The sequence below is a fragment of the Collimonas sp. genome, assembly GCF_035566555.1.
Lineage (GTDB): Bacteria > Pseudomonadota > Gammaproteobacteria > Burkholderiales > Burkholderiaceae_D > Collimonas.
The window spans coordinates 1-26,089 of the sequence record NZ_DATMRB010000161.1 but is presented as its reverse complement, the minus strand read 5'-3'; the positions used below and the strand labels follow the sequence as shown (position 1 = coordinate 26,089).

Here is a 26,089-nt window from a genome sequence, read left to right as displayed (position 1 = left end):
CGCGCTGCGCGTGGCGGCGACGTCGCCGAGATCGAGCGGCAGATAAGTCGCCTGGGCGCCGTGGGCGGCGATTGCTTGCAAGGTGAGCCGTACTTCCCGTGCTGCCAGTACCGCCCGGCAGCTGTCCTCCAGCATGCGCGGCGTCGGCGTACCGCCATTACTGCGCAAGTGTTGTAGCGCGTTGTTTCTGAGCGTGGCGGCGTCATCGATATTCTCGGCCCAGGCCGGATCGCGCTCGACCAGCGGCGTGCGTCCAATCAGGACGAAATGCGCAGCTACGGTGGCTGCCAGCGCCTGTACGCAATGTGCAGTCACACCGCGGGCGCCGCCGGTAACCAGCACCAGGTCGCCTGCACGCAGTGGCGGCAGAGCGCCTTGCTGTTCAGGCGTAGCCGGTGCAGACGCCAGCGTCCAGCGTCCATCTGCAGTCCAGCCGGTTTCGGCCGGTGCTTGATCGGCATCGTGCATTTCCGCCAGCAGGGATTGTGCGGCTGCCGCGGGACTTAATTCTGGCGCCAGATCGACAAAGCGTGCGGCGACGCCTTCTGCCTCTAGCCGTAGCGTCTTGATCAGGCCGGCCAGGCCGCCGGCGACCGGATCGCCGTCAGGCGCGCCGAGACTGCCGAGTTTGCCGTCAAGCCGGGCGGTGGCCAGCAAGGTCAGCCGGCCCAGGCGGCCATCCAGCCATGGCAGCATGACGCGAACGGTGCGCAACGCCAGAGCCAGGCGATTGCGGCTGGCGACCTTGCTATCCGTTGCTTGCAGCAGCAAAGCGATTGCCGGTGTGCCAAATTGTTGGGCGAGCGACGCCAGCGTCGCCGCCAGCGTGTCGATCGAGGCATCGATAACATCCGCGTTGATCGCCTGCTTCGAATTTGGCGCTATCCAGCCGCCCAGGCGGATGACCAGCGGCCGGTAGCCTGCTTGCAGCAGACCGTCCGCCGCCGCGTTTCCAAGCTCGCCGCCATCGCTGAAGATCAGCGCCGTCTTGCCGGCATTGGCTTGAGGACTGCGCGCTTGCGGCGGATGGGGCAAGGCTTGCGCGCAAACCGGCAACGGCTGCCACGGCGAGACGTTAGCCTGGACGCGAGGACCACGGGCAAGCAATGCTGCGATTTCCACCAGCGTGCTGGCGCTGCGCAATTCGTCGCTGGCCGAGCCGGCGGCAATGCCCAAGGTATCGCGCACACTGGACAGGATTTCGACGCGTTTGATCGAGTCGACACCCAAATCGCTTTCAAGCCGCATGTCGAGCGACAGCATGTCGACCGGATAGCCGGTTTTTTCGGCGACGGTCGCTAAGAGCAGGCCACTGATATCAGCACCGGGCTGTTGCAAGGTTGGTGGAACGGGTTGGGATTCCGGTTGCGGCGGTGCTGCTGGCGGCGAGGCAATCGCTGTCGCCTCGCTGGCGGCGCCACTCAGCAATTCGGCGATGGCGGCCAGCGTCGCCGCATTGCGCAACGCATCCGAACTGGCCGCAGCAGAGACCGCTATACCGAGCGCATCACGTACGGCGGACAGGATTTCGACCCGTTTGATGGAGTCGACGCCGAGATCCGCTTCCAGCCGCATTTCGGCGGACAACATGTCAGCCGGGAAGCCGGTCTTGTCTGCGACCGTTTGCAGCAACAGGGCCAATACGTCGCCGGCATTGCCGGCAACAGCGGTGGCTGGCAGCGCAATGACACTGGCTGGAGCTGGGGTTGTAGCCGACGTCGACGCCTCGGCTGCAACTGCGCTTGCACCAGGGCTTTCCTGGTGCCCGAGCAATGCGGCGATATCCGTCAGCGTTGCGGCGTTGCGCAGCTGGTCGGTGGCTGAATGACTCTGCAACCCGAGGGTGTCGCGGATAAAGGAAAGAATTTCGACGCGTTTGATGGAGTCGACGCCAAGGTCAGCCTCCAGCCGCATATCGAGCGACAGCATATCGACCGGATAGCCGGTTTTGTCAGCCACAGTGTTTAACAGTAAGGCGCCAATGTCGGATACCGAAGCCGTCGGGTTGGTCTGTTCGGGGCCGCTGACGTGCAACGCTGCCGGAACCGGAACCGGAACCGGAACCGGAACCGGAACCGGAACCTGGACCTGGACCTGGACAGGCTCCGTAACGGGAGCTGCAGCAACCTTGCTTGTATCGCTGCTGGCTTGCGCTATGCATTGAGCAAGTTCCGCCAGGTTACGCGCCGACGACAGTATTTCGGGCGCAGGCAGGGCGCCCAGCGCTGCGCGCATGGCCGAGAGTATTTCCACGCGCTTGACAGAATCGATGCCGAGATCGCCTTCGATCGACATCTGGGCTTCAATCAGCGATGCCGGAAAGCCGGTTTTCTCTGCGACGATATCCGTCAATAGCTGCAGGACATGAGTGGAGGCAACGCCAGGATCGGCCGGCGCAGTGACTTGTGCCGCAGGAACGGGAGCTTGTGGCGCACGGCCCTGATTCGCAAGGTCGGAAGGGGTAAGCGGAAGGGGAGAAATCTCGGCAGTGACAGGCAAGGCAGCGCCGCCGCTGGCCGCCAATTGGTTGATGGCCTGCTGCTGTCCTTGCATGAAGGCAGCGTGTGAAGCGTTGATGCTCGCCTGGTTGCGTTGAATTTCAGCCGCGACTTCCATCGAAGGTGAATGCTGCGCCAGGCTGCGCGCCAGCGTCGCCTGTCTGTCGAGGAAATCCTGATGTATTTCTGCAAGTCGGTTCTGCGCTGCCAGCACCGCAGTTTGTTGCACAGCTGATGCATCGGCAGGCGTCGCCGGCTCTTGCAGCTTGGACAAGATGCCGGCCAGCGCGCCGCGCGGTTTTTCCACCACTGGCCAGGGAGGCTGGTTCGGGTTGCGGATGATATGGGCGCCGATCTGGACCGATAAGGCGCTGGCCGGAGTTTTCTTGAAAACCGGGGTCGCCAGTTGCAGCGCTTGTCCCAAAACGGCAAGCCGCACCATGGCTTCCTGGATCTGGCGGCTGTCGTCGCCGGCCGGATCGTGCGCCACCGGCAGGGCCACATGCGGGCGGTCGCCGAGGATGTCGTCGATCAGCCTGGTCAGGATTGCGCGCGGGCCGATCTCCACGAAAATCCGGCCGCCGGCGGCGTATGCAGCTTCAACCTGTTGCCGGAATTGCACTGCGGCGAAAGGCTGGCGGGCCAGCAAATCGCGGATTCCGCTAGCGTCCGCCGGGTAGTGCTGCGCGTTCAGGTTGGCCAGCACAGGCAAGGCGGGCGGCCCCAGTTCGATGTTTGCCAGCGCGGCATGCCAGGGCTCGACAGCATAACTGACATGTTCGGTATGGAAGGCGGCGGCAACCGGGATCGGCGTCGCATCGATGTTGTTGCGCTTGAAGACTTCCAGCGCATTGGTCAACACCTCGCGGGCGCCGCCGGCCACGGTTTGCCTTGGGCTATTCAGATTGGCAATGGCCAGCCCCGGTATTTGCGGCAACAGTTCGGTCACCCGTTCTGCGGCGGCGCTGATGGCGATCAGGCCGCCGACATTGGCGCCGGGTGGCGGCGTCAACGCGTCGCCGCGCGCCAGTACTGCGCTGCGATAGGCCTGGTCGCTGAACACGCCTGCGGCCCATAATGCGGTCAATTCGCCAAAGCTGTGGCCGAGTGCGATGGCTGGCGTAAAGCCGGCGTCGCGCAACAGAGAATAGGCGGACATGCTGTAGGCCCCGATCGCAGTCTGAGCGTGCAGCGTATGCGTCAGCGCCTTGCGCTGGGCTTCGACGCGGCTGGCGTCGAAGCTGTCGGGAACGAAGAGCAGGCTCGAAACCGGCTTGAAACCGCTGGCTTTGCCGGCCGCATCGAACGCTTCGAAATACTTGCGCACCTGCGGGAAATCGATCGACAGGCGAGCGCCCATGCCGACGGTTTGCGAACCCTGGCCGCTGAATACGGCAACCACGCGCGCATCGGCGGCCATGGCCTGGCGCCGGTAATGGACGCCGGTCGGCAGTGACCAGGCATCTTCTTGCAATCGTTTCTCCAGCATATCGGCAGCGCTGCGCAACAGTGCGGGAGCTGCTTCGCGCGAGCGTGCCAGCAAGCCGATGCGGGCGTCGCTTGACGGCACCGCGGCCAGCGGCCATAACAATGTTTCGGCGCCGCCGTTTTCTATCTCGCCGGCCAGTTGGCGGCACGTGAGCACCAGCTGCGCCGGCGTGGCGGTGCTGAGCAGGATCGGCAACGCTTGCAGGTGGCTGGGCTGGGGATGATCGTTCACATGCTCTTCCAGCGCGACATGCAGGTTGGCGCCGCCAAAGCCGAAAACGCTGACGCCGGCGCGGCGCGGGCCCTGCGCAGGCGTGAGCCATGGGCGGGCGTGGCGTGGCAGGTAAAACGGTCCGTTGTCCAGATTCAGGCGCGGATTCGGCGCTTGCACGTTCATGGTTGGCGGGATCACCTTGTGATACAACGCCAGGACTGTCTTGATCAGACTGGCCGCGCCTGCCGCTGCCTTGGTATGGCCGATCTGGGCCTTGACGCTGCCCAGCGCGACTGCATTGTCGGTGGCGTTGAATACGCTTTCAAGCGACTCGATCTCGACCGCGTCGCCGACCACGGTGCCGGTTGCATGGGCTTCGATCAGGCCGATTGACTGCGGGTCGAAGCCAGCGTCTGCGTAAGCCGCCTGCAGCGCGCGGATCTGGCCCGAGCTGCGCGGAGCATAGATGGCGCCGCCGGCGGCGTCGGTGGAGGCGCCGAGACCGCGAATCACGCCGTAGATACGGTCCTTGTCGGCGATGGCGTCGTCCAGGCGCTTGAGCACCAGCATGCCGACTCCTTCCGAGATCATGGTGCCGTCGGCATCGGCGTCGAATGAGCGGACCTTGCCGCTCTTTGACAGTGCGGGCGTCTTGCTGAAGCTGAGATAGGCGACATTGGAGTTGTCAGTGTCGACGCCGCCGGTGACCATGATATCTGCGGCGCCGCTACGTAATTCCTGGCATGCCAGACGTACCGCCGATAGCGAGCTGGCGCAGGCGGCGTCGACCGTATAGCTGGCGGCTCCGAGGCCGAAACGGTTAGCGATACGGCCGGCGACGACGTTGGCCAGGAAACCTGGAAAGGTATCCTCGGTCCAGTCCGGATAATGCTGACGCATGGCGTCGGCCACGCTGGCAATGGCGCGTTCGTCGATACCGGCCTGACGCAACGTGTCGATCCATTTCGGGATTTCGCTGCGCTTGGCCATTTCCAGCGTGAGTTTCATGGTGGTGCCGGATACCCCCAGCACGATGCCGGCGCGGTCGGCGGGCAAGCGCCGTCCCTGGCCTGCGGGGTCGGGGTTGTAACCTGCATCGATCAAGGCCTGACGGCCTACCGCCAATGCAAAAATCTGCGCCGCATCGGTCGATGCCAGCGACTTCGGCGGCAAACCGAAGAGCATGGGATCGAAGGCAATATCGGGAATGAAGCCGCCGCGGTCGGAGTATGTGCGGTCAGGCGCACTCGGGTCGGCGTCGAAATAGTCGTCCACCCGCCAGCGGCTCGACGGTACGGTTTCCAGGCATTCGCTCTCATTGAGAATATTGCTCCAGTACTCGTTCAGGCTGTTGGCCTTGGGCATGAGCGCAGCCATGCCGATGACCGCAATAGGGGAGTGGGCGAAGCTGCGAGGCGCTTCATCCGGACTAGGCTGTGACTGGTTGATGAGCATTTCCGATTCTCTTTATCAGTGAAAAACAAGTTGGTCGTTTTGGTTGCTTTTTGAGAGGCGACTGCCTGCGGCTTGTTTCGCCGCCGGCGGTCGTCCCGGCGTTCAGTTGTTCATATACATACCGTCAGGGAGTTGTCACAGGATTCGTATCCATGCTTTGCTGTATCAATTCGGCCAAAGCCGCTGCATGCGCCCCTGTCACCATGGTGATGTGGTCGCCGGGCGCCTGGAACGTTGCGGAAATTTCACGGCACAGCACCCCCCAGCCCAAGGCGGTATCTGCCGGCGCCGGGGTTTCGCTGGAGCGGATCACACTCAAGGCGCCATCCCAATACTGCGGCTGGTAGGTCGACAAGGCTTCGATGCTGCGCTGGTAAGTCAGCAGCAGATCGTCGATGACTTCCACCGAAGCGCCGGCCGGCAAAGTGCCGGCTGCCTTGAAGCGTTGCAGCAGCAAGTGACGTTGCTGCTGCGGCGACAGCCCTTCCAGCTGTTCCATCCGGATCTCGACCGCACGCCCGAAATAACTGGCCGCGGCGTCGGAAATGGCGACGATCCAGTCGCTCTCGCCATAGCCGATGAACTCCTTGCCGCCATCCGGCACGGTGGTATCGATCAGGATCAGGGCGCCGACGTGACGACCGGTCTGCGTCAGCTGTCGAGCGGTCTCGAAAGCCACCACGGCGCCGAACGAATGACCGGCCAGATGCACGGTTCCTTGCGGCTGGTGCAGGTCGATCGAACGCGCCAGCTCGGCGGCAATGGCTTCGATCGAGATTGCGCCGGATTCCAGCAGCATGTCCGGCTGGGCGCCGATCAACGCTATACGGCCTTCGAGTATCTGCGCCAGCGGCAGGTAGGCCAGCGGATTGCCGCTGGCCCCCGGCATCAGATACATCGGCTGGCCGGCGACGCCCAACGGCAACAGGCTGACGCCGCCTTTCTCGGCGTCGCCTTCCAGCAGCCTGGACAAGCTGCCGATAGTCGGATCGCGCAAGAAAGCGGTGAACGGGATGGTGCGGCCGAAGCGGATCCGTAGGCGCGACATCAGATCCAGCGCCAGCAGCGAATGCCCGCCGAGGGAAAAGAAATTGTCGTCTATCCCGATCGGACTGTAAGAAAACAGGTCTTCCCATAACTTGGCAAGATCCAGTTCCAGCGGCGTACGCGGCGCTTGCGCGGCGCGCACCACCGGCACGCAAATACCTGGAGGCGAGGAAAGAGCAGCCTGTGCCGCCGCGATATCGATATTGTCTTCGGTCAGCTGGCGCAGCAATACGACGAATGCGTCCAGCAATTTCTCGCTTTCGGATTCGGGGAAATACGTATTGTCGCCAGCCAGTTCACAGCGCCAGCCATTGTCAGGAACAATCACCAGCGTGACGGGGAAACGCGTGCGAGAACCGTGCCCGGCCACGGTGACCAGTTGCGGCAGGACGCTATCCCCGGTGCCCGCTTGCGGCTGGTGCTGCGCTCGAGGAAAGTTTTCAAAGATCAGCAACGTGTCGCTCAGCGCGCGATTCAGCGGCAGGCCCGACCAAGAATGAATATCGCCGCCGGTGCACCATTCGTACGGTGTTAGCGCTGCGCTGACGGCGCCCAGTTCGCTCAGCCATTGCCAGGCATTGCCGGTGGCAGGAACCGCCAATCGCAACGGCAAACTATTTATAAACAGGCCGACCCAGGCTTCGCTGCCGGCGACTTCGGCGGGGCGGCCGGATACCGTAACCGAAAACACAATGTCGCTGCGACCCGATGCCCATGTCATCACCAAAGCCCATGCGCCTTGCGCCACCAGGGCTGGCGTAGTACGGTGGCGGCGCGCCAGCTGCTCCAGCTGTTGCACAATGCTGGCCGGAACCTGGCGGCGCTGGTCGGCGTGGCCTTCGCCAGGCGCCAGCTGCTCGACATAACGGCCGGGAATCGTCGGCGTTTGCGCATGGGCCAGGTTCTGCTGCCAGAAGGCCGCTGCGGCTTCACGGTTGCGCGATGCCAGCCAACTGGCATGATCGCGGACGCTGCCTGGCGAGGTCTGGCTGCCATTTCCGTCCAGCACCTCGGACAGCAGCTGGGCGACGCTCCAGCCATCCAGCAGCGCGTGATGGTAGGTCCAGATGAACAGCCAGCTTTCCGGCGTCAGGCGGATCGTGGCAAAGCGCAGCGGTACGTCGTTGCCGTCAAAACCGGCTCGGCTGTCATGTTGCAGCCAGTCGGCGATGTCCTGTTGCTGACTGGCGGCGTCGCGTGCGCTCCAGTCGAAGTGCTGCCAGACAGCTGCATGACGTTCAAAGACAACGCATAGCGGATCGCCGGCAGGACGCCAGATAAAGCTGCTGCGCAGCGTTTCATGGCGCGCCACCAGGCTGCCCCAGCTGTTTTCCAAAGCGCTGTAATCGAGCGGCCCCTCGAAGGTGGCGACGAATTGTTCTATATGCAAACCGCGTTCGCGATGCGCCATGTTTTCCAACAGCATGCCGCGTTGTTGTGAGCTTACCGGCAGCAAATCTGCGATGTGGCTGGCGCTCAGCCGGTTATCCGCCAGTATTGCGTCGAGCTCGTGCTGGGTGTCGATGCCGGCCAAGGGGAAATCGCAGGGTGCGCGGCCGCCGGCTGCGGCAGTCTTGGTGTGTTCCACCACGTCAAGCAACGCCAGTTTTGCCGCCGCCGCCCAGGCTTCGACGTTGCGCTGCGCGAACTGGCCATGGCTGAAGCGGAAGTCCATGCGCAGGCCGGCGTTATCGACCGAAGCGACAATCTCTAGCGGATAAGGTCTGCTGTTTTCGGCTGCACTGGTGGCGCCGCTGCTTTCTTCTACTAGCATGAACGGTCCGCCTGGTGGCAGGCTGTTGTCGAAGCGGCCAAGATAGTTGAACGCCACCGCAGGCATCTCGCCGCCGGAAGGCATCTCTCTGGCGCTTTGACGGATGGTTTGTTTGAGCGCCAGCAGGGCTTGCCCGGTACCGGCGTCGGCAGCCAGCGCCAGATGGACCGGCGCTATCGCAGTAAACCAGCCGACCGTACCGGACAGATCGACGCCGTCGACCTCCCGGCCATGCCGTTCCAGGGCCACGCTCAGATCGCCGCGGTCGAAGGCGTCGCGCAAGCCAAGCATCACGCCGGCCAGCAGCAGTTCGGTAGGCTCCGTGCGATAAGGCAGATTGGCCGCGCCCAGCAGGTCAGCTGCAATTTGCGGCGGCAGCTGCAGTGTGACGATACCAGTGTCTGCTTCCAAATGAGCGCCATCCGGCCAGTCGAAAGGCGGCAAAGCCGGCGTTGGCGATGATGCTGCAGCTGCGGCGGACTGCGCGGGCGAGACGCTGGTCGCGAGATGAGCGGCCCAGTCGGTGATGCCCAGTGCAGGCGCTTCAATTGTTTTGCCTTGCAAGGCCAGCGTCAGGTCTTCCAGTAAGATGCGCCAGGACACGCCATCGACCACCAGATGATGCGCGATCAATACCAGGTGCGGCCATTCGTCATGGTCGCCTTCGACCAGCACGGCGCGCCAGATCGGGCCGTTTTCAATATCCAGGCTGGCTTGTGCCGCTTCGATATGGGCCAGCGCTTGCGCCTGGTTATCGGCGGTAACGCGCAGCAGGGAACTCTCCACCGTGGCGACGGCTTGTTGCAGCCAGCCGTCAGCGGTGTTCAGAAAGCGCAGGCGCAAGGCTTCATGCGTCTGCTCCAGTTGCAGCAATGCCGGTTCCAGGCCAGGCAATGCCTGTGGTTCCAAGGCTAGGCGCACGGCCTGATTCCAATGGTGACGGTTGGCCAGTTCCAGATTGAAGAACCAGTTCTGGATCGGCGTTGCCGGCAATGGACCATGATCGGATCGTTTAACGAAAGCTTGCTGGCGACGGCGCATCAGCGTGCTTTGCGCCTGCAAGGTCGGATGGCGCAGCATTTCCTGCGGCCGCAATTCCCAGCCTTGGCGCGTCAGGCGCATGGCCACTTGCATCGCCATGATCGAGTCGCCACCGAGGTCGTAGAAATTATCTTCCATGCCAACCTGCGTCACCTGCAAGACATCTTGCCAGATGCCCGCCAGGATCAGGCTTTCCGAACTGGAGGGAGGAGTGCGGAGGGTTTCGCCCGCCACTTCCGCCACAGGCAAGGGCAGCGCGGCGCGGTCCAGCTTACCGTTGCGGGTCAGCGGCAAGCTGTCCAGGATCACCAGCGCGCCTGGAATCATGTGCTCGGGAAGCCGTTGCACCAGGAACCCGCGCATGGCGGCCAGGTCCAGCTGGCCATGTTGATCAGTCGCAGGCTGGGCCGCCACGATATAGGCCACCAGGCGCGCGTGGCCGCCTACGATTTTCAATTCGACGGCAGCTTGGGCTACGGCTGGATGGGTGATCAAGCTGGCTTCGATCTCGCCCGGTTCGATGCGGAAGCCGCGGATCTTCAACTGACGGTCGGCGCGGCCAAGAAAATCCAGCACGCCGTCGCTACGCCGCCGCACCAAATCGCCGCTACGGTACATCCGCGCTTGCGGCTCGCTGCTGAACGGATCGGGCAGGAAGCGCTCTGCGCTCAGATCAGGACGATTGATGTAGCCAGCAGCAACGCCGCCGCCGCCGATATACAGCTCGCCAATCACACCGGCCGCTACCGGTTCGCCGTGGCGGTCAAGCACGTACAGGCGCGTGTTGCCGTGCGGCTTGCCGATAGGTAATGAATGCGCTGCCGGATCGATATCGGCCAGCCGCACTTCGTGGTGGCAGGCAATAACGGTGGTTTCGGTCGGGCCGTAGCCGTTATACAGCTTTGCCCGGCCGCCGCAAGCCATGATCGCGCGCACGGCGTTGAGCGATACGCGGTCGCCGCCGGCCATCAGGCAGTCGAGCTTCGACAGCGTGGCTGCGCGGACTTCGCATAGTTGCTGGAACAGGCCGGCGGTCAGGAAGCTGACGGATACCTGGTGGGCTTCAATCAGGTCGGCCAGCGCATCCAGGCTTGGCAAGCCCGGCGGAGCGATCACCAGGCGGGCGCCGGTCAGCAGCGCGCTCCATATTTCAAGCACCGAGGCGTCGAATCCGGTCGGCGCAAAATGCAGGAACACGGCATTGCCGTCGCCGGGTGTGGTTGGCATCCCTGCCACGAAGTGCACCACGTTGGCATGCGTTACCTCGACCCCCTTGGGCCGGCCGGTAGAGCCGGAAGTGAACATGACATAAGCTCGTGCATCTGCCGCGATGGCCGGCATCTCCAGCGAGCTTGCGCCAGGGACGTTGCCGATCTCGCTGGTGTATACAATGGCGCGAAATGGTGTCGCCTGGATCGGACAATCATTGCTGACGCAGACCAGCAGGCTTGCCGCCGCATCTTCCAGCAATTCCGCGATGCGCGCTGCCGGCAGATCGGGGGCAATCGGCATATAACTGCCGCCGGCAGCCAGAATCCCGAGCATGCCTTCGATAAAGCCGGCTGAACGTTGCCCGTCCAGCGCCACCACTTCGCCTGGCTGCATGCCGGCTTGCAGCAATCGGGTGGCGACCGCCAGCGCCCGTGCATGGAGTGCGCCATAGGTCATGTTGTCGGTCTGTAGTTCGCCCCATTGCAGCGGCGCGATTAGCGCCAACTGTTCTGGTACGGCGTCGGCCATCTGGCTGAAACGTTGCCACAGATTGTCAGGTCCTGGCCAGTGTGCGGCGTTGCCGCCGGCACTGAGTAAGTCTTGCCGTTCCTGTGGCGCCAGCATCGGCAGACGCGATAGCGGCAGGTCCGGCGCGTCGACTACGGCGCAGGCCAGTCGCACCAGATGCGTGAGCAGTTGCTGCACGCCTTCCTGGCCGAAGCGGGCGGTGGAGTATTCTAGCGACAGCGCCAGCGTGTCGCCGATTTCGTCGATGGCCAGGAACAGGTCGAATTTTGCGGTGTCGCCGCTGATCGGCAAGGGCTGGACTTCTAGTCCGGTAAACGCGAGCCTGCTGCTGACCGCATTCTGCAATGCGATCATGGCCTGGAACAGCCCGGCGCGCGCATCTGGCGCCACCACCTCGGAGAGGATGCGTTCGGCCGGCACTTCGGCATGCGAAAATGCTTCTGCGGCCGTGGCCGCCACGTGTTTCAGCAATTCGCGGAAAGAGGGATCGCCGTCCAGATCCAGCCGCAACGGCAAGCGCCCGGCGAACAGGCCGATGACGCCCTCCAGCTCAGTGCGGCCACGGCCGGCGATCGCAGTGCCGATGATCAAGTCGGTTTGTCCGCTATAACGGTATAGCAGCGCCGCGAAGGCTGAGGCCAGCGCCGAAAACAAGGTGGTGCCGGCTTGCGTAGCCAGCCGCCGCAAGCCACTGCAGGCAGATGCTGGTAGTTCGGCCCGTAGCGAAGCGCCGGCAAACTCGGCGACAGAACCCGGAGGCCGTTCGGAAGGGAGTTCCAGTGGCGCCGGCAAATTGGCAAGCGTGCTACGCCAATACGCCAGGTCGGCGCTATCTTCGCCTTGCCGGCTGCGGGCTTCCTGCCATGCGGCGAAATCGGCGTAGCCGAGCGGCGCTGCTCCTAGCTGCTGTTCTGCGGTTGGCAGTGTGACGCCAGGCTGGTAGAGCTGGCTTAGCTCGCGTACCATGATGTCGATGCTCCAGCCATCTGCAACGATGTGATGCGGCGTCAGGATCAAGACATGGCGCTCGCTGCCGAGCACGATCAGCCTGGCGCGCAGCAGCGGTGCAATTTCAAGCTGGAACGGCTGCTCCGCTTCCGCCGCCAGCAGCGCGCTGACGCGGGCGGACTGTTCGATTTCGCTCAAGCAGGACAGATCGATTTGCGGCATCTCAAACTGTACTTCGGGCATGACCACCTGCATCGGCTGGTCGTGTTCGACCCGGATCGCGGTGCGGAACGCTTCGTGGCGATTAAGTAGCCCCTGGAAAGCGGCGCGCAAGGCGGCTTTGTCGAGCCGGCCTGCCAGGCTGAGCGCACCCGGGATCAGAAATGCCCTGCCGCCGCCATTTTGCTCGGCCATCCATACGGCATGCTGCTGCGCCGACAGTGGTACCGGATAGCCAGCCGCTGCGCTGCGTTTGCCGATCGCCGTTTCGCTTGCGCCGGCGGCACCGAGCAGCGTCAGCAGCGCTTCACGGTGGGTCGCCAGTGCGGCTTTCAATTGCGTGGTCAGTTGCCCTTTGCGGGAACGAAAGCGCAACTGACCTTCTTCCGCCCACAACGCGATGCCGGCACGGTTCAGTTCAGCTAGCAGGCGGATTGCGTCAGCACTCATAGTGTCCCTTCCTCATATTCGTTGTCGTGGGTCAGCCCGGCGGCTGCCGAGCGGCCTCCCTGTAACGCGGCGATGGCTGTGGCCAGCAAGCGCACCGTCGGCGCTTGCAATACCAGGCCTACAGACAGCGGCAGGCCGGTAGCGCTGCGTAATTTGGCGATGACCCGGGTGGCGATCAGGCTATCGCCGCCCAGTGCAAAGAAGTCGTCGTCGGGGCCGATGCCGGGCAAGGCCAGTGTTTCAGCCAGGGCCTTTGCCACGCTTGCTTCGATCGGATCGTCGTAAGTGTCGAGATAGGCGATATCAGCCATGTCCGTCGCCGGATCCGCTTCCGCCGACTGCGAGGTCCAGCGCTCCAACCGTGTCTGCAAGCGGCCGGCTGCGACCAATACCCGTCCGACCAGGCCCAGGGCCAGCGCCTGCTCGGTGAGGCGGATAGCGTTAGCGGCTGATAGGGCCGGTTCGGCGCCCACGGCCGCGGGTGCGTGGAAGCGCCAGCCGTCATACGCCAGCGCCAGCCAGGGAGTAGCGCCGTTACGGTTCTGCTGCTCGGCGCACACTTCCAGCCAGCGGTTGCCGGCGGCATAAGCAGCAAAACCCAGACCGCCAAGGACAGTCGAGAGCGACGAACATAAGACCACGTGATCCAGCTCCAACGGTTGCAAAGCTGCGGCCAGATAGCTGGTGCCGCTGCACTTTGCCGCCAGGATTGCTGCGCTTTCAACGTTGTCGGTTTCAAGAATCGGGCGCTGGGCGGCGTTGCCGGCAATGCCGGCGGCATGAATCACGCTGTCGAGCCGGCCGAAGTGTTGCAAGGCTGCCCGCACCGTGGATTCAGCTACGTCAGGCTGCGAAATATCGCCGGCCAGCGGCAAAATCTGAGCGCCGAGGTGCCGCAACTCTTGCAGACGAGGATCGTGTTCGTCCGGCAGCTGCCGCCCGAGCAAGACCAGACGCGCTTGCGAAGATTGCGCCAGATGCCGCGCGAACGCCATGCCGACCCCGCCGAAGCCGCCGGTAATCAAGGTTACGCCATTGGTGCGCCAGGCCGAGGCTGAGACCATGGCCGGAGCCGCCAGCGGCGACGCTACGGCAACCCGGCGACGGCCATCGCGCAGCACGACCTGCGACGGACCGTTGGCCAGGCACTCATTAGCCAAGGCACTAACCTGGCGCGGGTTCAACGTTGCCGCAGCTGCTTCACACAGATCGATCTGGCGCAGCGCCAGTTCCGGCAACTCCTGGCCGATACACAGCGCGGCTGCAGCTGTCATGGCGGCATGGCGGTCGGTGGCGGCGTCGGCTTGCTGTGCATTGCGTGTGACCACCACCAGGCGTGTCTTGCCGCCCGCCAAACGTTGCGCCAGCCAGGTCAGGCGCTGGAAATCAGGCGTCAGCGCAATCAACAGATCGGCTTGCCCTACGTCGGCCGGGGTCTGCCAGCTCTGTACGGTAATGCCGAGCAGCTTGAAACGCTCCGTCAATGCCGCCGACAGCGGCGATTCGGCGCCCAGCAGCGCGACGCTGGCTACGGGCGTCGGCAGCGCCGGTTCTGCGTAATGCCAGTCAAGCAGCGCCAGATGCGGTGCCGCCGGTTCGTTTTTTTGCGGCGCGGTTACAGATACTGGCGCAGCAAACCAGTGTCGGTTGCGAGCGAATGGATAAGTTGGCAAAGCGATCCGACGTGGCGTCACAGTCCGTTGGATTGCCGCCCAGTCCGGTGTGAGCCCTGCTTGCCACAAGGCGCCGACCGTATCCAGCAGCGTTTGACGGCCTGGACTATCGGCGGCAGGCTTCGGCATGCATTGGATGGCGCGTAATCCGGCCTGGCGGGTAAACGCGGACAATGTCCGTCCCGGTCCAACTTCCAGCAATAGTGCAGCGGGGTGCTGCAATTGGGCGAGCGCGGCCGCAAACTGTACCGGCTGGCAGATCTGGCGCGCCCAGCGGCCAGCGTCGAGCGCTTCTTCGGTGCGCATCCAGTCGCCGCTGAGATTCGATAGCAAGGGCAAGGTTGGCGCCTGCAGCACCAGCTGCGACAAATGCGGACCGAAAGCCATTGCTGCATCCGCCATCAGTGGCGAATGGAAGGCATAAGCCGTCGGCAGGCGCTGCGCAGCGGTCCCTTGCTGTTCCAGCAGTTCGGCAAATTGCCCGACGATGTCGGTCGGCCCGGCGACCACGGTTAGTTCCGGCGCGTTGATAGCGGCGATGCTGAGCCCGGCTGGAAGGATTGCCGCCAGCGCTGCGGCTGATGCCTCGACTTGCAGCATGGCGCCAGCCGTGCTGGCGTGCATCAGCCGACCGCGCTCGGCGACCAGTTGCAGCGCCGCCGGCAAGCTCAGCATGTCGGCCACGGCAGCCGCGACAATTTCTCCCAGGCTGTGACCCAGCATGCCGGCCGGTTGAATGCCCCAGCTCATCAGCAAGCGCGCCAACGCGTATTCCAGGATAAACAGGGCGGGCTGGGCGACAGCGGTATTCGCCAACAGGGCTTCTGAGTCTGCCGGCGGCTGCACGGAAAACGTGGTGGCGCGAATCGTTTCGCTGAGCGCGGTGTCAAGTTGTGCCAGGCATTGCTCGACGGTTTGCCGGAACTGCGGCTCGTCGGCAAACAGGCTGGCGCCCATGCCGGCGCGCTGGCTGCCCTGGCCCGGGAATATAAAGAAAATCTCCGGCCGGGCCGATGATGCCGGCGCTGTCGGCAGCGCTGCGTTGCGCAAGGCTGAACGGGCGTCCGTTGCGGCGGCGACGCTGACTGCCAAGCGCCACGGCAGTTCACGTCGGCCGGTTTGCAGAGTCCAGGCTGTGCTGGCCAGATCCAGTTGTGGATTGTGCTCCAGTTCGGATAACAGTTTGCCGCGATAACGCTCCAGGCTGTCGGCATCGTGCGCAGACAACACCAGCAACTGACTGGCGTCATCCGCCGCTCCTGCCGGCAACGGCGGCGCCTGCTCGACGATGCAATGGGCATTGGTGCCACCGATGCCGAAGGCACTGACGCCGGCGCGCCGCGACCGTTGCAGATCGCTCCACGGGGTTGACGTGGTAGCCACCTTGAAACGGCTGGCAACGCTGTCCAGTAAGGCGTTCGGCTGGACAACATGCAGGCTTGGCGGGATCATGCCGCGTTCTACTGCGAGTGTGGCCTTGATCAGGCCGGCGACACCGGCGGCTGCATCCAGATGGCCGAGATTGGATTTGAGCGAGCCGATAAGACATGGTGTCGCGTTAGCCGCAGTGCCGGTATTGTCAGCATTATCGGCATTATCGGTGGCATTGCTGAAAGCCCGGGTCAAGGCAGTCAGCTCCACTTCGTCGCCCAGGCGGGTGCCGGTTCCGTGGGTTTCAATATAGCCGATGTCGGCTGCCTGCAGCCCGGCCTGGCGCAAGGCGTCGCGCAGCACCGTTTCCTGGCCGCTGACGGAAGGCGCCGAGAAACCGACTTTTTCCGCACCGTCATTATTGATCGCTATACCGCGAATCACGGCCCGCACCGGATCGCCGTTCGCCAATGCGCGCGACAGACGCTTCAGCACCACGATGCCGACGCCGTTGCCGGGTACGGTGCCGGCGGCCGTGCTGTCGAACGCACGGCAATGGCCGTCAGGCGACATGATTGATCCCTCTTCGTACACATAGCCGACGCGGTGCGGCACCGTGATGGACGCGCCGCCGGCCAGCGCGGTATCTGATTCGCCGCTGAGGATGGAGCGGATCGCCAGCGACACCGCGACCAGCGAAGTCGAGCAAGCCGTCTGCACGCCGATGGCCGGGCCGGTCAGGCCCAGCTTGTAGGAAACGCGGCTGGCCAGGTAATCCTTGTCGTTGGAAAACAGCGTGCGGAACAATTCGCTGCCGGCCAGAGGGTTGTTGCTCAGCGCCGCCAACGCATAGGTGCTGACGGTAGCGCCCGCGAAAACGCCGATGCGGCCGCCGTCTCGGCTGGGATCGATCCCGGCAGATTCCAGCGCTTCCCAGGCGGTTTCCAGAAACAGCCTGCCTTGCGGATCGAGCATGGCGGCATCCGCCGGGCTGTAGCCGAAAAAGCGTTCATCGAACTGATCGATGCCGTCCAGCGGCGCTGCGAACGGTACATAGTCCGGATGGTCAAGCTGGGCAGGGTCGGCGCCGTCCTGCAGCGCCTCTTCGCGGGAAACCTGGCGGATGCCGCTGGCGCCGGCCAGCAAGGATCGCCAGAGTGTCTCGACATCGGCGGAGCCGGGGAAACGTCCCGCCATGCCGATGATGGCGATAGCGTTGTCAGCGTCGTTGCCTGCCGGGCGGTCAAGCGTAACCGTCTGCGGCGCGCCGGCGTTATCGATGAAGGCCGCTAGGCTTGCCACGGTCGGCAGGCGGAACAGGTCGATCAATGTCGGCGCCGCTTCAAATTCTTTGCGCAAACGGGCGTGGACCTGCACCAGCAACAGCGAGTTGCCGCCGGCTTCAAAGAAATTGCTGTTGGTGTCGACGATAGCCTGCTTGAGCACATCGCGCCAGATCGCAGCGATCCGCTGTTCCGTGCCGGACGCGGGCTGCGGGCCTGCAGTGGTGCCTGGTTTGGCCAATGAGCCAGCTAGTGCGGTCAATGCGTGGCGGTCGATTTTCCCGCTGCTGGTCAGAGGGAAAGCCTCGCGCTGATGGATGAAGGACGGCACCATCACCGCCGGCAGCAATCCGGAAAGATGCTGGCGCAGTGCAGCGTTATCTACCGGGCCCGGGACAGGCCCTGCCATGAGTGCGAAGGCGACCAGATGCCGGCTTTCCGCGCTATTGCCTTGCACCAACACCACGGTGTCGCGTATTGCAGGATGCTGGCGTAGCGCTGCTTCGATTTCGCCCAGTTCGATGCGATGGCCGCGCAGCTTGATCTGGTTGTCGCGGCGGCCGATATATTCAATCCAGCCTTCCTGCCGCCAGCGTCCCAGGTCGCCGGTGCGGTACAGCAGCGCATCAGCATTATTGGCGTACGGGTCGCGGATGAAACGTTCGGCGCTCAGTTCCGGACGATTCAGATAACCGCGTGCAACCTGGACGCCGCCGATGCAAATTTCGCCAGGAACGCCGATTGGCATTTCCTGGCCGAACTCGTTCAGTACATGAATGCGGGTATTGGCGACCGGCCGGCCGATCGGCACCGGGCCGCCGCGCTCTTCAGGAACGCAAGGCCAGTAGGTCACGTCGACTGAGGCTTCGGTGGGACCGTACAGATTGTGCAGGCGAGCGTTTGATCCAAAATCGAAAAAGCGGTCGCGCAGCTCCGGCGTCAATGCTTCACCGCTGGTGAATACTTGCCGCAGGCTGGCGCAATGGTCTGGTTCGGCTTCCGCCAGGAAAATTTCCAGCATCGACGGTACAAAGTGCAACGTGCTGATGTTCTGTTCCGCGATCGTGGTGGCGATGTATTCCGGATCGCGATGGCCGCCCGGGCGCGCCATGACCAGGGTGGCGCCGGTCAGCAGCGGCCAGAAAAATTCCCATACCGAGACGTCGAAGCTGCAGCTGGTCTTTTGCAAGACGCGATCCTGCGGCTGCAAGCGGTACTCCGCCTGCATCCAGCGCAGCCGGTTGACGATGCCGGCATGCGGCACCATCACGCCCTTGGGCTTGCCGGTGGAGCCTGAGGTATAGATGACATAGGCGATATCGGCCAGCGTGCGGCTGTCTGGCGCGCGCCAGGCGGTTGGCGCCAGAGCCACGGCATCCGGGCCGATCACCGCTACTTCTGTGTTCAGCCAGCCAGTCGTGCCCGGCAACGCGATCAGCGCGACCGGTGCCGCATCTTCCACCATGAACGCGAGCCGTTCCGGTGGCAGTTCATGATCCAGCGGCAAGTAGGCAGCGCCCGAACGCAGCACTGCCAGCAGGGCCAACGGCAAGTCGATGCCGCGCGCCAGTTGTACGGCGACCGTGCGGCCGGGGCCTGCGCCCAGTTCTTGCAAGCGCGCAGCCAGCGCATCGGCGCGGCGCATGGTCTCGGCATAGCTAAGCGTGCCGTCTTCGGCGCAGATGGCTTCTGCTTCCGGGCTGCGCAAGGCTTGTTCGGCGATCAGCACGTCCAGCGGCGCCGCAGGACCGTAGTCGACCGTCGTGTCGTTCCAGGCGGCCAGGGTTCCGCGGTCGGCAGCGGACAGCAGGTCGAATTTGCTGACGGGATGATCGTGTATCTCAGCGGCCTCGATAATCGCCACGAAAGCGCTCGCCATGCGTTCCATCGTGGCGGGCATGAACAGGTCGCTGCGATAGACAAAATTGGCGTGCAGGTTGCCGTCGGCGTCTTCCAGGTAAAGCGCCAGGTCGAACTGGGTGGCGCCGCCGTCCACGTCCAACGCCTCGGTACGCATGCCTTCCCATGCGATAGTATGGAAATCGGTGTTCTGGTAATTGAACATCACTTGAAACAGCGGATGACGGCTCAGATCATGCGCCGGCCGTAAAGCATCCAGCAAACGGTCGAAGGGCAGGGCTTGATGCTCGAACGCGGCCAGGCAGCGTGTTCTGATGCGGGTGAGCAAGGTCAGAAAATCAGGGGTGCCGGATAAATCGGCGCGAATCACAAGGGTATTGACGAAGCAGCCTATCAGATCCTGCACATCGTTTTGTTCGCGGCCTGAAACCGGGACTCCGAGCGCCAGGTCGGTCTGGCTGCTCCAGCGCGATAGCAAGACCTGGAACGCGGTCAGCGCCACCATGAAACGGCTGGCGCCCGCGACCTGGGCCAAACGGTCGATGACGCTCACAAGATGCGGCGGCAACTCGAAACGGTATTGGCGGCCTTGAGACGAGGGCAATTGCGGACGCGGAAAATCAGTGCTTAGCTCAAGCGTCGGCAAATCAGCCAGCGCGCCTCGCCAGTAGGCGATGTCGCGCTGTTCCAGGACGCCGCCTTGATCGACATTGTCTTGCTGCGCATAATCGCGATATTGCAGTGGCAAGGCAGGCAACCGTGGCGCGTAACCGGCTTCCAGCGAGCGATAAATCTGAATCAGGTCACGCCACAGGACGCCTAGCGACCAACCGTCGGCTATGATGTGATGCATGGAAATACTCAGTACATGCAGTCGTGGCGCAAGGTTGATCAGTCTGGCCCGGATCAGCGGCGCTTGGTCGAGCGTAAAAGGCTGCATCGCTTCCTGGCGCAGCATGGCGTCCAACATTTGCGCCTGGTTTATCCCGGCCACCACATCCAGTTCCTCGACTGGCAGCGTGATGGCGCAGGCTGCCGGCGGCAGGATGATTTGGGCGGGCTTGCCGTCGATATCGACAAACCTGGTGCGCAAGGTTTCGTGCCGGACCTGCAGCATGCCGAACGTGCGTTCCAGCAAACCAGCGTCCAGCGGGCCCTCGATGCGTATTGCGCCAGATAGCACATAAGCGGTATTGCCGGCATCCAGTTGCTGGATGAACCACAGCCTGGCCTGGGTGGAAGAAAGCGGTACTGAGCTTGCGCTAGCGGTGGCGGGCAGCGCTTTGGCCGCAACCGGTGCTTGCAGCTTGCTTTGCATTTGCACGTGGGCGGCAAGTTCGGCAAAGGTTGGCGCATCGAACAGCGCGGTCATCGACAGTTTGATGTTGAGTCGCTTGCGAAGGCGCGAAGCGACTTTGGTCGCAAGCAGAGAATGGCCGCCGATTTCAAAGAAATTGGTGTCATCGGTAATCTGGCTAACTTGCAGCAAGTCTTGCCAGATTTCTTGGATCGCATGCAGTATCTCCTCGCTCACCGGCGCCGCTTCGCTCGCCGCTGGCGTGCCGCCGAGATCGGCCGGGCCAGGGCTGTGAGCTTGTGAGCCAGACTGCAGCGGCGCGCCGATCATGGCATATACGGCCTCCAGCGTCTGTTCCGGGCGGGACAAGGCTGCACCCAGCAAGTCGCGATATACCGCGGCCACGCCTTCGATCGTCGCTGCCTCGAACAAGGCGCTGTCGTAATCAAACGTGGCTTGAAAGCCGTTTGCAGTTTCGCTGACTTCCAGCACGAGGTCGGTTTTTGCTTCGCCGATGCGCAACGCTACCGATTGCACCGCCAGACCGCTCATGGCGATCGCGGCGGGTGCAGGATTCAGCGAGAAGATAGTTTGCGCCAATGGCGTTCTGCTGCGCTCTTGAGGGCGCCGCAAGGCGCGCACCAGAAGGTCGAAAGGGACGCCGGCATAGGCCAGCGAATCGCGCCAGCTGATTTTCACCTGCTCCAGGATACTGCGTATGGTCGATTGCTCGGACAACGTGAAACGCAAGGCGGCAGTTTCGGCGAAATTGCCGACTGTGAAAGCGAGCGCCGGATCGTTGCGGGCGGTTACCGGGGTGCCGATGGCAAAGTCCTGCTGTCCGGACCAGCTCGCCAGGGTCATACCCCAGGCGCCCAGCAGCACCGCGAATGGCGTCGTTCCCAGCGCACGAGCCGTGCTGCCAACGTGTTCCTTCAAGGACTGCGGCAACGCGACGCTGATACGGGCGCCCTTGGCGGCGCGAATTTTTGGGCGGGGATGGTCCGTCGGCAAGTCGAGATCCGGCACGCCTTGCAGATTCTGGCTGCAGGCCGCCAGCAATTGCCCGCTTTCAGGCTGCGCCAGCTGTTCGCGCTGCCACTCGGCGAAGTCGGCAAATTGCAATGGCACCTCGGCCGCCATTGGCATGGCCGGATCGATCCTGTACGAGTAGGCGGCGGCTAGGTCGCTGACCAGCAGCGCCAGCGAAGGACCATCGCAGACGATATGGTGAATCGCCAGGGCAAGCAGCCATTCATGCTGGCCCAGTTTGGCCAGCTGCACGCGTATCAGCGGCGGCTGGCTCAAATCGAACGCTTGCGCAGCCATGGCTTCGGCGCCACGCAAAGCATGTTCAAGGCGTTCATCCTGCGGCATCATGCTCAGGTCGGAATGCGTGATCGTTATCTGGCTGGCGGCTTCGATCGTCTGCCAGGGAGTGCCGTCGATCTCGGTGAAGCCGGTGCGCAGGCTTTCATGGCGGGCGATACAGTCGTTCAGCGCCGCCTGCAGGACATCTTCCTTCAGCGCGCCGCTTAACCTGAGCGCGCCGGCAATGATGTAATCGGTATTGCCCTGGTCCAGGCCGGATAGCAGCCACAGGCGCTGCTGCGCCGGCGACGCTTCGAAAACGGATACGTCTTTATCCAAGGCTGGGGCTGCTATGACGCCTGTCATTTGGTCGGTTCGGTTCATTCTAGAATCCCGTTTACGTTTTCGATGACAAATTGTCCGCGGCGGACGCGACGGCGCTCGCGCGGGCGGATTGCACTTGCTTCGGTGGCGGATTGCGCTGCGCCGGGACGATCGTCCTGATGCAATATGGCGGTCTCGATCAGGCTCGCCAGGCGCGCCGGTGTTGGTGTTTCAAAGAAATCCTTGAGTGCTAGCCGCACCGACCAGCGCTGCTGGGCCCAGGTGATCAGCTGCGATGCGGCCAGCGACTGCCCGCCCAGCATGAAGAAGTTATCCTCTGTGGAAACTGCATGGATATCCAGGGCGTCTCGCAGATAGGCCAGCAGCTCGGCTTCAACCGGCGAGTTCGCCACTACCGCCTGGGAGGTACTGACCGGACGCTCCGGTTCGATCAAGGCATTGCGGTCGATTTTGCCGTGGCGGCTGACCGGCAGAGCGGCCAGTGCGACGAAATGGGCAGGAATCATATAGGCCGGTAATCTTGTCGCCAGATAGCTGCGCAGTTCGGATTGCCAGCCGTTGCTGCTGGTCGCAACCGAAGCGCCAGGTACGATCCAGGCCAGCAAGCGTTGCTGAACAGCGGTTTTGCCGCGCAGATCGACTACGGCGTCCTGGATCGCCGGGTGACTGCGCAGGGCATGTTCGATTTCGCCAATTTCGATTCGCAAACCGCGCAGCTTGATCTGGTTGTCGGCGCGGCCGAGATATTCGATGGCCCCGTCTTCGCGCCAGCGCGCACGGTCGCCGGAACGGTACAGCCGCATCGGCGCCAGATGCTGGTTGTCGACGAACGATTTGGCGTTTTGCTCGGGGCGCTTGAGATAGCCACTCGTCAATTGCACACCGCCGATCATCAAATCGCCTTCGATGCCGATTGCAGCCGGACGACCCAGGCTGTCGACGATTCTCACAGTGGTATTGGCGATTGGGTAACCGATCGGGATCGGACCCGCGTCGCCGGGAATGCAACGGCAATGGGTCACCAGGATGGTGGCTTCGGTCGGACCATACAAATTATGCAGTTCGGTCATCAAGCCGAGTGCATGCACGGCGTCGCATAAGGTAGGATGGAGTGCTTCGCCGCCGCCGAACAGGTGGCGCAGGGATGTACATTGCGTAGCTAGCGGCACGGCCACGAATGCTTCCAGCATGGCCGGCACGAACTGAGCGACAGTGACCTGTTCGGCGATGACCAGGCGCGCCAGGATCTCGGGATCGCGATGGCTCTCTGGCGGCGCCACCACGATACGGGCGCCGGCCACCAGCGGCCAGCATAGCTCCCACAACGAGATGTCGAAGGTGTAGGGCGCTTTCTGCAGTAAGGCGTCGCTGCCGTCCAGCGGGAATGTTTCGCAATTCCATGCCATTAGGTTGCGCAAGCCGCCATGTGTGCATTGCACGCCTTTCGGCTTGTTGGTCGACCCCGATGTGTAAATGACATAGGCCATGTCGTCAGGCTGGACGACGACCGGTTCCATCCGTTCTTCCGGTGTATTCAGCCATGCTGTGGCCAGGGCCTCCGGCGTTTCCAGGATCATGAGAGGACAAGAAACCCCGAGCCGGGAAGCAATCTCTGCGGTGGTGACTAGCGCAACCGGCATCGTTTCTGCAAAAATCTCCTCGCGACGCAGTCCCGGTTCGTCAGGGTCGATCGGCATATAAGCCGATCCGGAGTAGAAAATGCCGAGCATGGTCGCCACGAGTTCGGCAGAGCGAGGCAGCATGACGGCGACGATTTTTCCCGGTCCGGCGTCAAGACCGGCCAGGCTGGCTGCGATCGAGCGGGCAGCACGGTCGAGGGTCTGGTAGTCGAGATGGCGGCCATCGGCTGTCACTGCAACGGCCTCCGGCGTGCTGGCTGCTTGCAGCGCAATCTGTGCCGGCACGCTGCCGATGATGGAGTAATCACGGATGGCGCCGCTGAAAGTGTGTAGTACTTGCTGTAGTTCGGCCGCAGGCAATGGCGCGGCGCGGTCCAGTTCCAGCGCCGGATCAGCGGCGACGCGCGCTGCCCAGTCGATCCAGCGCCGGCCGAGGCGTTCGATATCGGCATGGCTATAGTTCTTGCTCTGGTAGTCGAGATCGAGCAGCCAGCCGTCGGGCGATTGCATGAGGTTGATGGCCAGGTCAAATTTGACGCCAGCCACGGGCGCATCCAGCAGCCTGGTCGGCAAGCCGGCGAACTTGGTGTGGCGGATGCGGTCGAGGTTAAAGGTGATAGTCAAGGATCCCGGCCGCTCGTCGCCGCCGGAAAGCACCGGTTCCAGCACATGCGCCAGCGGATACGTCTGGTAGGCCGCAATGGCATCAAGTTCGAGATCGACGCTGTTCAGCAATTGCGCGAAACGCATGCCACGCTGCAGGCGCGAGCGCATCGGCATCAGTTGCGCTGCTTGTCCGACCATGTGCTCCAGTCCTTCAAGTCGGCCATGGCTGGGTATGCCGATCAGCAGGTCGTCGCGATCGAACAGCGTATGCAAGAACGACAGCGTCAGCGCCAGGGTGGCGTTGAACATGGTGGTTTTCTGGCGCGTGGCCAAGGTGGTGAGCGCCGCTGCAACGTCTGCCGGCAGCGCCAGCCTGGCCCGCTTGCCTTGCCAGCGTGCGGCTTTTTGCTGTGCAACGTCGTATTGAGCGATTTTCGGCAGCGGCAGGGCAGGCGGGGCATCGAGGGTGCGTTCACGCCAGAAATTCTCAGCAAGCGGGTCGTTTGCGGTGTGCAGCCAGTCGAGTTGCTGACGGAATTGCTGTACTTGCGGCAATGGTTCCGCCAGCGGCGAGTTCAGCAGCTTGCCAAGTTCGTCGATGATCAGCGCCAGCGACTGGCCATCGATCAGGATATGGTGCGCGCACAACGCCAATACATGCTCGACATGCGGGCCGTCGGCTACCTTGAGCAGACTGACCCGTAGCGGACCTTTGGCCGACAGATCAAACGGCCGCTCGCTCAGCGAAGCCATCCAGGCGTCAGTCGCCATATCTTCACTGTAACTTACTAGCGCCTTCATTACCGGATGGACCGTTTGCGTGCCGTCTTCGCCATTGATGGTGGTGCGCAAGGCTTCGTGGCGCATGATCAGCTGGTTCAGAGCGTGTTCCAGCGCAATCGCGTTGATCTCGCCATCGAGTGCTAACGCTACCGTTTCACAGTAAGCATTGGCACCGGCCGCATCGAATTGCGATGCCAGCCAGATTTGCTTTTGCGTATCGGACAGCGCCAGCGTGCCGGCATGCGCATCAGCTTTGGCATATGCGGGGCCTGGCAATGCCGGTTTGGGCGGCAAGTATTGGCCTTCGCGCAGCGCCGCGACCGAATCCATCACGCCGTCGGCGATGGCGTCGATTTCTTGTTGTCCATGGGCGTCGCACAGGAAGCAGTTGCGGCCTTCCCACACAAACAGGCCGCGATGCAGCAGGTGGTAGTACAGCAGATCCAGGTTGCCGGCGTGCTTGAAGCGGAATACCGAGCCGAAACGGATCATCGACAGCGGCACGTTTTCAGCTGCAAAGCGGCGATTGAGCCGATCGGTCAGCTGTTCTGTCCTGGCGCTGAGTTCTTCCTGGAACGATGGTCCGCGCTGTTTCAGTTCTGTCAGCACCGCGTGCGACAGGGCGAAACCGAGCGGATGGTTATTGAAAGTGCCGGCGAAGAAAGTAGTGGTGGCACCCGGCCTGGAATCGTCGCCAAAGCGCCAGATGCCGCCGTCGATGCCATCCAGCAGGTTGCCGCGCGCCGCCAGCGCGGCCATCGGTACGCCGCCGCCGATTGTTTTGCCGTAAGTCACCAGATCCGCTTCGACTCCGAAGATCTCCTGGGCGCCGCCCGGAGCGCTGCGGAAGCCGGTAATCATCTCGTCGAAAATCAGCAGGATGCCATGTTTTGCGGTCAGCGCGCGCAAGCGTTGCAAGAACTCGCGCGGCTGCGCATCGAGCATGCGGCTTTGAATCGGTTCGACCAATACAGCCGCCAGTTTGTCGGCATTGGCGGCAATCGCCTGCAAGGCCGATTCTTCACAGTAATCCAGCAGCAGCAAAT

The 26,089-nt window shown here is 63.1% G+C and carries 4 protein-coding genes; all 4 read right to left on the bottom strand.

Annotation, left to right across the window (positions count from 1 at the left end; all coding sequences use genetic code 11):
- Nucleotides 1-5,655, bottom strand: a 5,655-nt coding sequence (locus VNZ65_RS19765; protein ID WP_325672061.1) for a polyketide synthase, incomplete at its 3' end; no start/stop codon positions are given.
- A 124-nt stretch (nt 5,656-5,779) separates the two neighbouring features.
- Nucleotides 5,780-12,874, bottom strand: coding sequence for a non-ribosomal peptide synthetase (locus tag VNZ65_RS19760; protein ID WP_325672059.1), 7,095 nt, complete (start codon nt 12,872-12,874; stop codon nt 5,780-5,782).
- Nucleotides 12,871-22,008, bottom strand: a complete 9,138-nt coding sequence (locus tag VNZ65_RS19755; RefSeq protein ID WP_325672057.1) for a non-ribosomal peptide synthetase/type I polyketide synthase — start codon at nt 22,006-22,008, stop codon at nt 12,871-12,873. Before VNZ65_RS19755 ends, VNZ65_RS19760 begins: the two co-directional genes overlap by 4 nt.
- 41 nt (nt 22,009-22,049) lie before the next feature.
- A partial coding sequence (locus VNZ65_RS19750; RefSeq protein ID WP_325672055.1) for an amino acid adenylation domain-containing protein occupies nt 22,050-26,089 on the bottom strand: 4,040 nt, incomplete at its 5' end.